General features: G+C 44.8%; 13 protein-coding genes. All 13 read left to right on the forward strand.

All coding sequences use genetic code 11. From position 1 onward, the window contains the following. The first annotated feature begins 14 nt into the window (after positions 1-14). The 13 genes from mshL (at position 15) to ACWYVB_RS19250 (ending at position 14,818) form a co-directional block, all read left to right on the forward strand. Positions 15-1,658 carry a pilus (MSHA type) biogenesis protein MshL gene (gene mshL / locus ACWYVB_RS19190; protein ID WP_104969846.1) on the forward strand — a complete coding sequence of 548 codons (1,644 nt, stop codon included), beginning with the start codon at positions 15-17 and terminating at the stop codon, positions 1,656-1,658. Between the two features lie 44 nt (positions 1,659-1,702). Beyond that, positions 1,703-2,548 carry an ExeA family protein gene (locus ACWYVB_RS19195; RefSeq protein ID WP_046873590.1) on the forward strand — a complete coding sequence of 282 codons (846 nt, stop codon included), beginning with the start codon at positions 1,703-1,705 and terminating at the stop codon, positions 2,546-2,548. Continuing rightward, on the forward strand, positions 2,545-3,639 hold the full coding sequence (locus tag ACWYVB_RS19200; protein WP_457529798.1) for a tetratricopeptide repeat protein: 1,095 nt from the start codon (positions 2,545-2,547) through the stop codon (positions 3,637-3,639). Before ACWYVB_RS19195 ends, ACWYVB_RS19200 begins: the two co-directional genes overlap by 4 nt. After that, positions 3,636-5,360: a GspE/PulE family protein gene (locus ACWYVB_RS19205; RefSeq protein WP_457529799.1), complete on the forward strand. Its 1,725-nt coding sequence runs from the start codon at positions 3,636-3,638 to the stop codon at positions 5,358-5,360. The genes ACWYVB_RS19200 and ACWYVB_RS19205 overlap by 4 nt, the downstream gene beginning before the upstream one ends. A gap of 8 nt (positions 5,361-5,368) precedes the next feature. Continuing rightward, positions 5,369-6,592, forward strand: a complete 1,224-nt coding sequence (locus ACWYVB_RS19210) for a type II secretion system F family protein (protein WP_457529801.1) — start codon at positions 5,369-5,371, stop codon at positions 6,590-6,592. A gap of 3 nt (positions 6,593-6,595) precedes the next feature. Continuing rightward, on the forward strand, positions 6,596-7,057 hold the full coding sequence (locus ACWYVB_RS19215) for an MSHA biogenesis protein MshF (protein ID WP_457529803.1): 462 nt from the start codon (positions 6,596-6,598) through the stop codon (positions 7,055-7,057). Positions 7,058-7,348: 291 nt separating this feature from the next. Continuing rightward, positions 7,349-7,861: a type II secretion system protein gene (locus tag ACWYVB_RS19220; protein ID WP_140250708.1), complete on the forward strand. Its 513-nt coding sequence runs from the start codon at positions 7,349-7,351 to the stop codon at positions 7,859-7,861. Positions 7,862-7,905: 44 nt separating this feature from the next. Beyond that, positions 7,906-8,139, forward strand: a complete 234-nt coding sequence (locus tag ACWYVB_RS19225) for an MSHA biogenesis protein MshA (RefSeq protein WP_172563481.1) — start codon at positions 7,906-7,908, stop codon at positions 8,137-8,139. Between the two features lie 115 nt (positions 8,140-8,254). Next, a complete protein-coding gene (locus ACWYVB_RS19230; RefSeq protein ID WP_457529806.1) occupies positions 8,255-8,803 on the forward strand; it encodes a type II secretion system protein in 549 nt (182 codons plus the stop codon). Next, positions 8,800-9,384 (forward strand): type IV pilus modification PilV family protein, encoded by a 585-nt coding sequence (locus ACWYVB_RS19235; RefSeq protein WP_457529808.1) that lies wholly within the window; start codon positions 8,800-8,802, stop codon positions 9,382-9,384. Before ACWYVB_RS19230 ends, ACWYVB_RS19235 begins: the two co-directional genes overlap by 4 nt. Next, positions 9,384-10,145, forward strand: coding sequence for a PilW family protein (locus tag ACWYVB_RS19240; RefSeq protein WP_457529809.1), 762 nt, complete (start codon positions 9,384-9,386; stop codon positions 10,143-10,145). The genes ACWYVB_RS19235 and ACWYVB_RS19240 overlap by 1 nt, the downstream gene beginning before the upstream one ends. Next, positions 10,135-10,575 carry an MSHA biogenesis protein MshP gene (locus tag ACWYVB_RS19245; RefSeq protein WP_457529811.1) on the forward strand — a complete coding sequence of 147 codons (441 nt, stop codon included), beginning with the start codon at positions 10,135-10,137 and terminating at the stop codon, positions 10,573-10,575. Before ACWYVB_RS19240 ends, ACWYVB_RS19245 begins: the two co-directional genes overlap by 11 nt. 4 nt (positions 10,576-10,579) lie before the next feature. Further along, entirely contained in the window at positions 10,580-14,818 is a 4,239-nt protein-coding gene (locus tag ACWYVB_RS19250; RefSeq protein WP_457529813.1) for a DUF6701 domain-containing protein, read from the forward strand. Positions 14,819-14,907 lie beyond the last annotated feature (89 nt).

Below are 14,907 nucleotides of genomic sequence, written 5' to 3' on the forward strand. Positions count from 1 at the left end.
GAGCCTGATCAGATATGCGCAAATTAGTTGTAGGAATAACGATTGCTTCTTTAATGGGATGTTCAATGGGTCACCGTGACCCTGTGGAAGTCAAAGAAGCGCTCAATGAATCTATCAATCAAGCGAACAGCCGCACGTTAGAAGAAATTCCTTCTTCTGTCGAAGCGGACCTGATGCCTAACTTAGACTCGAATGTTGCTTCAGAGCAAGGCACCTCGAAGCGTTTCCGTATTCAAGCGAATGCGGTCGATGCACGAAGCTTCTTTGCCTCTCTAGTCAAAGGCACTGAGTACAGCGTGGCGATTCATCCAGCGGTACAAGGTAATATCACCGTCAACTTGTCAGATGTTACGTTGGATGAAGTCCTGAGCGTTGTACAGAACATGTATGGCTATGATGTGGTGAAGTCTGGCAAAGTTATTCAAATCTACCCTGCTGGTATGCGTACGGTAACCATTCCTGTTGATTACCTCCAGTTCAAACGCTCTGGTCGATCATTGACGAGCATTGTCACGGGCTCAGTGACCTCGGCTGGTACGTCTAATTCTGGCGGTAGCTCAGACAGTTCTGACTCATCAGACTCTGACAATGAAAGTAACAGCGGCGATAGCTCGACGACTTCAACGGGCGGTACGCGCATCGAAACTATCACTGAAAGTGACTTCTGGCCGATGCTGCAGCAAGCCGTTGCGAATCTAATTGGTTCAGGCAAAGGACAAAGCGTTGTCGTAACACCTCAAGCAGGAGTGATTACGGTTCGAGCGTTTCCAGATGATATTCGAGAAGTCCGTGAGTTCTTAGGTGTATCGCAGGAGCGCATGCAGCGTCAGGTCATTCTTGAAGCTAAAATTCTAGAAGTGACGTTGAATGATGGCTACCAACAAGGCATCAACTGGTCGAACTTATCGGCGTCAATTGGTAACTCGGGTAGTGTCGTAGTGAACCGCCCTGCGTCGGCATTACCACCGCTGGATGCGATTGGGACGCTATTGGGCGGCCAAACCAACGTGACTATCTCTGATGGCAACTTCAATGCTGTGTTGAGTTTTATGTCTACGCAAGGTGACTTGAACGTTCTTTCGAGCCCTCGTATTACCGCAGCCAACAACCAAAAGTCGGTCATCAAAGTGGGTACCGATGAGTATTTTGTTACCGAGTTATCGAGCAATGCAGGCAACGGTGAAAACTCAAATGCCGTTCCAGAAGTGGAATTGACACCATTCTTCTCAGGTATCTCTCTCGATGTGACTCCGCAAATTGATAACAAAGGCAATGTGTTCCTGCATGTTCACCCTGCGGTTATTGAAGTCTCTGAAGAAGTGAAGAAATTGAACTTGGGCGGTGAGTTCCAAAACATCCAATTGCCATTGGCAAAAAGCTCTATTCGTGAATCTGACTCGGTTATTCGTGCTAAAGATGGCGATGTTGTGGTTATCGGCGGTTTGATGAAACAGCAAAATCGTGAGCTTGTTTCTAAAGTCCCATTCTTAGGCGATGTGCCCGCATTGGGGCATTTGTTCCGCAACGTAAATAACGTGACTGAGAAAACAGAATTGGTCATCTTGCTAAAACCGACCGTAGTTGGTGTGAACTCTTGGCAGAAAGAGCTAGAGCGCTCTCGTGATCTGCTGCAAGAGTGGTTCCCAGATGCGCAATAAGCGCGGGGAAAGGTTCCGTTTTTCAATGAGTTTGTGATTCGAGTATGTACTTGTCACATTTTGGATTTCGAGTTCAGCCTTTTTCGTTAACCCCAAACACAGAAATGTTCTTGGGGTTAGTCCCTCACTATGAGGCGATCCAAACCATTTTAGCCGCTGTGCAAATGGGAGAAGGGGTGATTAAGGTGACGGGAGAAGTCGGCACCGGAAAAACCATGGTGTGTCGTAAGTTAATTGAGCAGATTGAATCTGAAGTCGAGCTGATTTACTTACCCAATCCAGTTTTGAATGGAGAGCAGTTGCAGTTTGCTGTCGCCAGAGAGTTAGGCATCGAGAACGATGACCCGCTACGTATTGTTTCTCTCATTCAAGAACACCTGATTCAAGTGCATTCTGCGGGAAAGAAAACCGTCTTGATCGTCGATGAAGCGCAAGCTCTTTCTCCACAAGCTTTAGAAACATTGCGTCTGTTCGGTAACCTAGAAACGGAACAAGATAAACTCATTCAACTGGTGTTATTCGGACAACCTGAGTTGGATGAGCGGTTAGCCAGCCACGAGCTAAGGCAGTTTCGTCAACGTATTACGTTTAGTTGTCAGCTGCGTCCTCTTTCTATCGATGAAGGCGTGGCTTACATCAATAATCGTTTAGACAAGGCAGGCAATGGAGCGCACATTTTTTCTATTGAGCAGAAAAAAGCGATTTGGCGTTCATCCATGGGGATTCCACGTTTGATCAACCAAATTAGCCACAAGTCGTTGCTTGCGGCATTTAATGATCGTTGCACACTATTAAAAAATCATCACGTTTACGCAGCTATGCACGATACGTTTGATGCCCGTAAACCTAAGTTTAAAACACCCGTATTTTGGGGATGGAGTCAACCTTGAGTGCCATCAATAAAGCATTATCAGAACTCGCTGAAAAAACATCACCGTCAGAGCTTACTCGTGCGGACATTCCCAACGTTTCACGCAGTAAACCTTGGCTTTGGCTCGTTGCTGGTTTCTCGTTAAGCCTTGCGGTGGGCGGCTGGGCGGTCTCTCGCGGTCCTATCCCTTCAGGCGAGCTTTCATCTGCTCAAACAGAAACCATGCCATTGTCGTCAGTGAATGCTTCGTCAATCACATCATCAGAGAGTACTCATTCGCCAACGAGTAAAATGACGCCCGAAACAACCCATGTGGTTTACACGAAGCCAGTGACACAACCGGCTGCGCAACAGCTTCATATGCCTGAGACTGATAGGTTCACGCCAAGAGCGGAGGTAAATGCGGTCTCTGAAGATGCAGTGCTACTCGCGCAAGTGGCAACGATGCCAAGCGATGAGCAATCTAATCACGTAACCCGCACGACAGCAGAAAACAGTTCAATGCGTATTGAGCAGGTTGAGCTGACGCACCGCCAGTTATCTCTTAAAGCGGTTAGCCGAGCGGAAAAAGCACTGGATGCTAACGATATGCAAACGGCGTTGTCGGCTTATGCTGAGGCGTTACGTTATGAGCCAATGAATGCAGACACGCGTCAAAAATTATCGGCGTTGTACTTTGGCAAAGGCGACACGCGTAAAGCGTATGAGATTATCCAAGAAGGGATCAACCTTGACACGAACAACCAAGTACTTCGTTTGGCCTTGTCTAAGTTGTTAGTGAAAGCTAATCAACCTGAAGCGGCGCTGAGTCCGCTTGTGCATTTGCCTCCAATACCAAGTCGAGATTACTTGGCGATGCGTGCGGCATTAGCACAAAAACACAAGCAGAATGATATTGCGCTTGAGAGTTATCAACTCCTTACTCAGCGTGAGCCGGAAAATGCGCGCTGGTGGCTAGGTTTAGCGATTCAACAAGAGCGCACGCTGACGTTTACAGCCGCGATCAACTCTTACAACCAAGCTCTGGGTAAAGTTGGCATTTCGAATCAATCGCAAGCGTTTATTCGTGACCGTTTGAGCATCTTGAAACAGCTGGAGAATGCACAATGAAAATTCAGTTGAGAAAACGCTTAGGCGATCTTCTGGTTGAAGAAGGCATCGTCTCAGAAGAACAAATCCAGCAAGCACTAAACGCACAACGTAGTACCGGGCAGAAGCTAGGCGATGCGTTAATTGATCTCGGCTTTATTACTGAGAAGCAAATGTTGGACTTCTTGTCCCAACAACTTGGTTTGCCATTGATCGATCTTGGTCGCGCCCCTGTGGATGCGGAAGCGGTACAGATTCTACCAGAGGTACACGCACGTCGCTTACGTGCGATGGTCGTTGCTCGAAATGGGGACACGTTGCGCGTTGCTATGAGTGACCCTGCGGATTTGTTCATCCAAGAATCATTGATGAATTTGCTAGGTGAATACAACCTTGAGTTCATCGTGGCTTCAGAGCGCCAACTCATTTCAAGCTTTGACCGCTATTATCGCCGCACCAAAGAAATCGCTTCTTTCGCGGAACAGTTGCATGAAGAGCATAAAGATGAGCAAAGCTTCGATTACGGTATTGATGGAACCGACAGTGAGGAAGTTACCGTTGTAAAGCTGGTTAATTCCATGTTTGAAGATGCGGTACAAGTCGGGGCATCGGATATTCATATTGAGCCAGACGATCAGATATTGCGCTTACGTCAGCGTATTGATGGTGTACTGCATGAAACCATCCTGAATGAAGTGAATATCGCATCGGCTTTGGTTCTTCGATTGAAGTTGATGGCGCACCTAGACATCTCTGAGAAGCGCTTGCCACAAGATGGCCGATTCAATATCAAAGTGCGTGGTCAATCAATCGATATTCGTATGTCGACGCTACCAACGCAATACGGGGAGTCCGTGGTAATGCGTCTGCTTAACCAGTCTGCTGGTTTGCGTCCATTAGAAGAGTCAGGTTTGCCGCCAGATTTGCTTGCTCGTTTACGTCGACAGTTGGCTCGTCCGCACGGCATGATCTTGGTGACGGGGCCGACAGGTTCAGGTAAAACCACCACGCTTTACGGCGCATTAAGTGAGCTCAACGAACCTGGGAAAAAGATCATTACAGCAGAGGACCCGGTTGAATATCGCCTGCCTCGCATCACTCAGGTACAGGTAAACAGTAAGATCGATCTGACTTTCTCGCGTGTGCTTCGAACCTTCTTGCGTCAAGACCCAGACATCATTCTTGTTGGTGAGATGCGTGACCAAGAGACAGTAGAAATTGGTCTGCGAGCTGCACTAACGGGTCACTTAGTATTGAGCACTCTTCACACCAATGATGCTGTCGACAGTGCGTTACGTATGATCGATATGGGCGCACCGGGTTACTTGGTTGCTAGTGCGGTCAGAGCTGTGGTGGCGCAGCGTCTTGTTCGCCGTGTTTGTCCAGATTGCAAAACAGAAGACCATCTAGACGAGTCACGCCAACAGTGGTTAGCTGGGCGTTTTCCAAACCAAGTGGGCACCACTTTTTATAAAGGTGCAGGCTGTCAAAACTGTAACGTGACTGGTTATCGAGGCCGAATCGGTGTGTTTGAAATGCTCGAACTTGAGCAAGAGATGATGGATAAATTGCGCGCTAATGATGCGGTTGGCTTTGCGCAAGCCGCGCGCCGCTCAGAAAACTATAAGCCACTGCTTGCTTCTGCAATGGAACTGGCGCTACAAGGTACCGTCAGTTTGGATGAAGTGATGACCCTAGGTGAGGGCGATGCTTCTGGTAAGACTGATCCCATTTTCATATAGGTAAGTGAATGCCAACTTTTCGTTATCAAGGCCGCACGCTAGACGGCTCATCCACTAACGGCAAAATCGAAGCAGTGAACTCAGAAGCTGCAGCGGAAGCGTTGATGAACAAAGGGGTCATCCCGCTCAACGTACGGTTAGAGAAAGAGTCGGCAAAAAGCCAAATGACCTTGTCTAAGCTATTTGTGCCAGCCATTCCATTGGAAGTGATCATTCTTTTCTCTCGCCAGTTGTTTAGCTTAACTAAAGCGGGCGTACCGTTGCTGCGTTCTATGCGTGGCCTGCTGCAAAATTGTGAAAACAAACAGCTCAAAGAGGCACTGGAAGATGTCGTTTCTGAACTGAGTAATGGCCGAGGTTTGTCTTCTGCGATGCAGCAACACAGCAAAGTATTCAGCCCACTGTTCGTTTCTATGATCAACGTAGGTGAGAATACGGGTCGACTCGATCAAGCACTATTGCAACTGGCGAATTACTACGAGCAGGAACTCGAGACTCGCAAACGCATCAAAGCGGCGATGCGTTATCCGACGTTTGTGATTATCTTTATCACCATCGCCATGTTTATATTGAATATCTTGGTGATCCCTGAGTTTGCATCGATGTTTACGCGCTTTGGTGTTGAGTTACCACTGCCGACGCGTATTTTGATCGCGACTTCTAATTTCTTTGTTAATTATTGGGTGTTGTTGATTGTGGTAATGATTGGCGCGTTTGCGGTTTTCAGAGCCTGGGTGGCGACGGCTGATGGTCGGGAAAAGTTCGATAAGTTTCGGCTTCGGCTGCCAATTGTAGGCGATATCGTTAATCGCGCGCAGCTTTCCCGTTTTGCCAGAACCTTCTCGTTGATGCTGAAGTCAGGCGTTCCACTTAACCAGTCTTTAGCTTTAGCCGGGGAAGCCCTGGGGAACCGCTTTTTAGAAAATCGAATTCTTGAGATGAAATCCGCGATTGAAGCGGGTAGCACCATCTCGGTTACCGCTATCAACAGTAAAATCTTTACCCCTTTGGTGATTCAGATGATTGCAGTAGGGGAAGAAACTGGTCGTATTGATGAGCTGCTGCTGGAAGTGTCGGATTTTTACGATAGAGAAGTTGATTACGATCTAAAAACACTGACCGCAAGAATAGAACCGCTACTTTTGGTGATTGTCGCAGGCATGGTCATGGTGCTGGCACTGGGTATCTTCCTGCCAATGTGGGGAATGCTAGACATCATCAAAGGCGGCTAATAGGTGGTTGAAAATCAAAGTCGAGCGACGCTAATCTTTTTTGGGGTAATTGCTACCATCATTGCTGTTGGCTTGGCGGTCAAATTACGTCCTGTTACCGAGCAGGCGCAAGTTACTGGAGCGAAGTTGGCGAGAGTTTGGATGCAAGATAGTGTTCAGCGTTATCGTCAAGCTTGGCTCGTAAAAGGCGAGCCAGAACATATGCTGATGGATGGTTTTAACCTCACCATGACTGAGGGCGGGCTAGTATCTCCCTTTACTCAAGAAGGTGTTTTAGATTGTGGTTATTGGCTAGCAGTGCATTATCCACAACGTAAAATAATGACCAATAAGTTAATAGATATCAGTGGAGCAATCAAAACTGATCGTTATGTCTGTCACTATACTTATGAAAATGGTCAGTCGATTGTAGTTATTTCAACAGCTAATCAGCTGAAAATGGATGTCGAAAAGTCGGCGGAGTGAATTTTTTGACACCTAATCACTATAATTGGTATTGAAAGTCGGTATAATGCAATCATTACCATAAGTAAGACGCTGTAATAGAGGGTAAACAATAATGTGTTTTTCTCATTGCAGCATGAACTGAATAATGGCGAATCGTCATTCTGCTCAAGCGGTAGATACAGTATCCACTTCACGGTCAGTTTTAGTGAACGTTGCTGCCCCAAACCGTTTTGACAATATCCAAAATGGTCGCGTGACCTAAACGAAACTTTGCAGTTGTACTGCATGCTTACATAGAGAGAGTAAACAATGAAAAGACAAGGTGGTTTCACCCTTATCGAATTGGTAGTGGTAATTGTAATCCTAGGTATTCTAGCGGTCACTGCGGCACCACGTTTCCTTAACCTGCAAGATGATGCTCGCAAAGCAGTTAACCAGGGCCTGAAAGGCGCAATGGATGGCGCTGCGGGTATTGTTTACGGCAAAGCAGCGGTTGAAGGGAAAGAAACCAAAACAGCTGCAGATACCAAAGTTGAAGACATTACGATTTATTTGGGTTACCCAACAGCAAATGAGGCTGGTATCGGTAAAGCGGTACAGGGCCTTAGTGATACAAATGACTGGACGTTGATTAAAACAGAAAAGCGTACAGCTCAAGCTGGCACTACAGATGGAGTTCCAGGTAAAGTCATTTACGCATCAGAAAGTGGTGTGGACCAGTGTGTTCAGTATGCTGAAGCATATAAAAATAAAGATGGCGATGTTTTGCCAGCTAAAGCATCATTAGTGACTGAATGTACTAAAGTTGCATCTGGCTCATAGAGTTTAGGGGCGAAAGCCCCTTTTAATTTTTTAGGGACTGAGCAGTGAAAAGCATCAGAGGATTAAGCACTACTGAATTTATCGTGCTGCTGACTTTTTTCGCCGTCGCTGGCTACGTGCTATTGCCTCGGTATATCAGTTTTGGACCAGAAACATACGAAGCAAAATGGGAGCAAACCAAGCAAACCGCGGAGCACGTTTCTGAGACGCTAAGCAATAAAGAAACTTACGATCGAATTGAAGAAGAGATTAGTCGTTCAAAGGGGAAAAATAACTAGACATTGGTTATTTGTTCGTCTGTTCACATTTCGAATCGAAAAATTATAAACCTATCATTAATCTCATAATTTCATCGTATACTTATCTCGCTTGTTCTAAGCCTAAGGTTGGGTTATGAAAATTCGCAGCTCTGCATTAGGGTTTACGTTAATGGAGTTCATCCTTGTGATTGTTCTCCTCTCTATCCTTTCATTGTTTGCTGCCAGCCGTTTTATGGGCTCTGGCAGTTTCTCTGCATATGCATTACAAGAACGCGTGATTTCTGTGATTCGCCAAGTGCAGGTGAATCGTATGCAGTCGAATATCAGCATACCAAACAAGTTTTATCCTGAAAGGTGTCTACCTAGTAGCTACAAAGCTGGAGAGGACTCTAGCTACACTAACTTTTGTTTGTCGATTACGAGTACTTGCATAGGGTCTAGTGCTGCATGCGGCCTGGCTAGCAAGGAAAGAGACACTCGTAGTGACATGGTTGTTGATAAATCCGCAAAGTTTTCACTGACCAATGCTGTAACTAATCCAATCGAGTTTGATTTATTGGGTAATCCAATAAACTCAGCGAGTGGTGGGGTTTCAATCCTGATTGAAGATAAGTATGGCCGAAGCCGCTGCCAAGTTGAAATTAATACTCAAGGTTATGTTTCAAAAGGTACATGCTCATGAAGAAATCTAGTGGCATGACTTTAATAGAAATGATCATCGCAATTGTTTTAATGGGTATTGCGATGGTGGCGTTTACTTCTTTTCTTGTCCCTCAAATTCGAGATTCCGCCATTCCTCATTATCAAACCCGCGCTGCCGCATTAGGCCAAGGTTTTATGTCTCAGATATTGGCGCGAGGCTTCGATGAAAACAGCGACTTTGATGGTGGTTTAGTACGCTGTAGTGAGACTGTCCTTGGTGGTAAGAATTGTTCAACAAGTCTTGGGGCAGATAGCGGTGAATCAAACCCAGCTAGTTTTAATGATGTCGATGACTATATCGGTTGCTGGTATACACAAGGTACAAAGGCCAGCTGTAACTCTACGCCGTTATACGAGCTGAGTAACGTTCTTGGCACGTCTATGGCAAATGATTACAAGAACTTTCGAGTTGAAGTGAAAGTGCAATACGTTGAATCAGATGGAACGGGTGTCAATAATCCTTCACAGGAAGATATCACGCCTTATAAACGAGTCACTATGACTATTTACGCCGGACAAACACAGCCTTTAACACTGTCTGCTATCAAAGGGAACTACTAGTGAAAATACGTGGTTTTACCTTGATAGAGATGATAGTCACCATCGTCATAGGCAGCATTATTATGCTCGGCATCGCCGCTTATTTGCGTCTTGGCGCTCAAGGGTACTCTGACAGCATTGCGCGGCAAAGGCTGCAAACTCAAGCGCAGTTTGTGATAGAAAAAATGTCCAGAGAGATTCGTCATGCCGTGCCGAATAGTTTTGAGGTTACACAGGGAGGCCGTTGTCTTTCTTTTTTTCCTACCTCACTAGCTGGATTTTATAGTAGACAAGGCGTAGACAATATTGAATTTCTCGTTGGGAATGTAAAAGCAGATCGCACCGTTTACGATAAAGTTCCTGATGATTTAAGAATGATTATAAATCCTTCCTACTTTGATGATTTTTATAACTCTACGAGTGATATGGATGTTGGGGGAGAAGAAAAATCCAGTGTAACTGGTGTCTTTACAATTAGTGGCGCGAGCTCATTCAGTAGCGATTCTGTTGGCTCTCGCTTTTATTTGTTCAATCCCAACTTTGGTGTTCGTTACTGTTGGAATGAACAAAAGAACGTCATTGAACGGGGCAATATATCAGTTACCCATCATGAAGATATGATTAATGTGGAAACCATTTCTGCCAACGTTAGCTCTACAGCCTTTGAGTTTCAGCTTCGTGCCCTTCAATCGGGTGGCATTGTCCATATGGACTTTGTGTTTGAACAAGATGGAGAGCGCAGTGTTTACCAACAAGACGTGCAGGTGCTGAATGTTCCGTAAAAAACATCAACAAGGAAACGTTTTAGTCATCGTGTTGTTCGTCATCGTTGTGATGGGGTATTTAGCTGCCTCACTAATGCGCGTCACTTGGTCCAACCAAAGTGGCGTCACCCGCGAATTTTTGGGTACACAAGCTTGGTTTGTCGCTCAATCTGCGAATGAATGGGCATTAACTAAGTTATATCCACTCAACGTTTCGAGTGCTAGTGCTAGCGTTTCCACACTCTGTAAAAATCAGGTAAGCAGTGCAACGCCTAATGTCACACAAGGGACAGGATGCAGAATTAACTCAATGAGTTGTGTAGATTTAGGAACTCTGAACAAAGATACGTCTGCAGCAGAGTCATTATTTAGGGTGCAAGCTACGGCCGTTTGTGGTTCTGGACTGTCTCAAGTACAGCGTCAGCAAGAAGTTTGGGTTAGGGAGTAGAACAATGAAAAAGCTTATTTTCTTGGTCATGATATGGGTGATGAGCTCATCAGCCGTTCTCGCTAAAGAGTACGATATTACACCAGAGGCGACTTACCGCTGGTGGGGTTGGAAGTTTGATGGATGGGTGCCTAAAGATGCGGATAATTTATGTAGTAACGGTTATCTAGAGGGCAAGGACTCTAGGGAGCCTATACCTACAACCTACGTATGCCCTAACGGTCTCATGTTAAATAGCGGTGATACCATTGTGTCTGATAGCGAAATGTCTATTCGCTCATGGGGAGAGATTCTGCTCAAACGTAATAATTATATCGGCAAATCAAATGGGCCTATTAACTTATTCAGTATCGGTGAGGTAAAAACCGAACAAGGTACCAATATTATTATTGGTAATGTCACCGCTGATAGAAATATTACGTTTAAAGGAGCAACAGTTGAAGGTGACGTGACAAGTAAAGGTGAGATAAAAACCGAACAAGGTACCAATATTATTAATGGTAATGTCACCGCTGATAGAAATATTACGTTTAAACAGACCACAGTTGAAGGCGATGTGACAAGTAAAGGTGAGATAAAAACCGAAGACGGCACCAATACTATCAATGGTAGCGTGACAGCTAGCGGCAATATTACACTTAAAAAAACTCAAGTAGGTGGCGCAGTTACCAGCCAAGGCGGTGAAGTAAAAACGGAAGCCGAAAATAATATTATTCTTGGTAACGTTACTGCCAGCGGCAATATTACACTAAAACAAACCAAAGTAGGTGGCGCAGTTACCAGCCAAGGTGGGGAAGTAAAGACAGAATCAAATAAAAATGAAATACAAGGTGATATTTGGGCGCGAAGCAAAGTTACGTTAAAGCAAACGAAAGTTACTGGAGATGTAACTAGTGAAGGTAATGAGGTGATCCTCGAGAGCCATAACCAAATACACGGAAATATTTTAGCCCATCATAAAGTAGATATTAAAAACTCTTTAGTCTGTGGTCAGGTTAAATCACAAGGCAGTGAAGTATCGCTTAATAGTTCTAAAATTAATCAAGGGCAGGGGATTTATGCGCTTGATAATGCAATTTATTCTTACGGAAAAGCCACAGTTAAAGGTTCAACGGTTTGTGGTTCTGTCAACTCACTATCTAATAATTACGACTTCAACAACTATGCCATTTATTGTGGTGTTGATGATCCTAATTGCCAGTCACCTCAAACAGGCGCATGTCCTATAGAAACTGTTACTTCTCTTTGTCCTGAATTAGTGCCTGAAATTCCACCAACGCAGCAATGTACACCATTACCAGAAGAAAATTTCAATTCAGGCTCACTATCAAACTGGTCGGTGATGGGCTTTGGTACCAGTGACGAGCCCCATATTTCTGGTGGACGTTTCATCTTAAACTCAAATAAACCAGAGCAGGCAACAGCCTCTGCGTATAACTATATTTTTCCTTCAGATCAGAACTATTTAGAGATTGAGTTTGATCACGATGCATATGGTGGGAATGGTGCTGACGGTGTTGCGCTGGTGATTTCTGATGCGAGTGTCCCTCCTCAAACCGGGGCATTTGGTGGTCCGCTTGGTTACGGGATGAAGCTTCTAAAGAATCACTACCCTGAAGTCACCAAAGATGTAGAAGGCTTTGCTGGTGGTTGGCTAGGTATTGGTATTGATGAGTTTGGTAACTACATTCGTGAAGGGAGCGAGAAAATCGTTTCAAATAGTGTTGCTGATAATGTTGGGGTGCGTGGACAGGGCGTCAAAGATGCGAATGGAAAGTGGTTGAAAGGTTATCCGTATATCACTGGCAAAAAATACAGCAGCTCATTGGATAATCGAAAAGGTAAAGAGAAACTGCATCGTTATAAAGTAGTTTTAAATTCGCGTAACGCCGATGCCGATACGATAACGCTGGCTGTATTTCGAAAAGTCGGAAAAAATGGCGGATGGGATCCTGTTATCGAAGAGTTTAACGTTTTGGAAAAAGGTGGTTTTAACTATATTCCAGAGAACTTCCGTCTGTCGGTAACGGCATCCACAGGTATGCTTACCAATACGCATGATATTGATAACTTCCAAGTCTGTGCGGACAAGTACTCGCGATTAACAGATGGTATTCATCATTTCGAGTTTGACTACTCTGGCTCGGGCAGTACGTGTCAGGCTTCTGATGTGACACTTAGAGCTTGTATGAATGAAAGTTGTTCTGAGCAATATCCTAGAGATGCATACGATGATGGCAGCTTAACGCCTCTCTCTGTCACTTTACTTCCATCTGTTGGCAATAATGTTGCCAACTGGGTTGGCGGTACAAATGTACAGTTTGAGAATGAAACTCAGCTTGAGCTGCAAGGTTCAAGAGCTGGCGATGTTACTTTAGGTATCGACCAAAGTTCCGTACCACAGTTTGGCTTTGAAGGGGCGCGATGTCGAATTAATGGCGGGCCACTATCTGCTAACAACTGTAATGTAACCTTCGCTTCAAATGTGCTTGCGGTGAATGTTAATGATGTAGTTGCTAGTCGCGAAACTACGGGGGAGGACTACCTATCGTTTTGTTCAACTCGAACTGAAGACGGCGGTGAATCTCGCGGTGTTAATATGTCGATTGATTATGAAGTGGCACCGATCGATAGCTCTCAACCTGTCGTGATTTCTTACAAGAAAAAAGTGAAAGATCAGGCTGTGGAATGGAGTTCAAATGTCGAGCTAACCAGAGCTAATAAATACCTGCCTAATGTTTATTTTGATGATGAAGGCAAGGCATTCTTTAAGTTGAGATACTCTGAAGCTGGAAAGGTCAAACTTAAAGCCAGTGTTGAAGGTGTTGATGACTCGGATGGATTCGGCAGCTTCGTTAGTTTTCCTTCAAAACTGAAAGTTACTGCAAAGAGTGGTGATAAGAGCGGAGAGTGCACCAACAGTGAAAATGGCTGTTCTTCGGGGTTTGTTGCTGCTGGTGAAGTTTTTGAGTTAACCATCTCGGCATTGCAAGATGATGATACGGTTGCTGAGAACTATCAAGAGAAGACTATTACGGTTAGTAATAAAGTGAAGTACCCGTCTAATGGTTCATTAGCCAAACTTCTAAATGAGAAGCTACCAGAATCAAGTAAATGGTCTCGTGGCAGTGTGACGTTTGATCAATCGGTTTCAGAAGTCGGTGTTTTCGAGCTTATTGCTGAGGCACCAGTTGCTAAAGATGAAAATGGCGATGATATTGGCACATCTCTATATCTTGGTAGTAATGCATTTAAAATAGCCGATGGTAAGTCAACCATTGGGCGCTTCTATCCGGATTACTTTAAAGTCACCGGGACAGAGTGGACCTACCCTGATAATCAGAATCAATCTGTATATATGGGACAGAATTTTGAATCGGTTAAGTTTGAAGTCACAGCATATAACGCTAACGGTTACACAACTCAAAATTATGGTGGTTTTGCCAATTCTTTAAAAGCAGATTTGTATTTGGCTGGTGGTTACTCAGATAGACTTAGCATTTTGGATTCCGATTTGACTAGTGATAACTGGTCGGGAGCTGTGTGGAGCAAAACTTGGGATAACTCAGTTTATTGGCGTAAAGATTTATCTTTGCCGAGTCCCGATGGTCCATTTAATTCAAAACTACCGGCAGACAAGGATAGTTCCATCGAAACGTCTATTTCGCTTTCACTTAATAATAATGGAACTAAAGTATCTGGCTATGTTGATCCTACGATGTTCTTAAAAGAAGGGCAAAATAGCACTGAAGATAGAATGGTTTCGCAACAGCTACTATCGCAACCTGATGTCAGGTTTGGTCGCATAGCTCTGGATGATGTGGGAGTGAATCAGGGTAAATCTGTTAATATCCCCCTTAGAGTGGAGTATTGGAGAGATACCCGATTCGTTTTAAACAGTAAGGATAACGGGACAACAGTGTCCCCAACTCTAAAAAGCCAGGAGCCAGTTTGGCCTGATGATGGCTCCGACTGCGACATTTTACTTGAAGGCGTCAGAACGACGGTTAACGATGGTGCCATGCGTGAACTTATTGCTAAGCAAGAGCGCGCAGACTGTGGACGTCAACAAGCTGAAGTTTGGCTTAATCTCGACCCTAGTGGTAACAACCTCCCTTGGCTCAAATACGACTGGGATAAAGATGGCTCCGAAGAAAACCCATCCTCTGTCGTCACCTTCGGTATTCATCGTGGTAACGATCGCGTGATTTACCGTGGTGAGCCAGGGTTAACCGGACAGTAACAACTTAGGTTTTTGCCCTTAAGTTAGGAAACTGCAAGAAATTGAGGCTTTCTGCTCATGTTTGTGTACCAATACCTTGCTGTGACAGC

The sequence above is a fragment of the Vibrio sp. JZG10 genome (assembly GCF_054064075.1).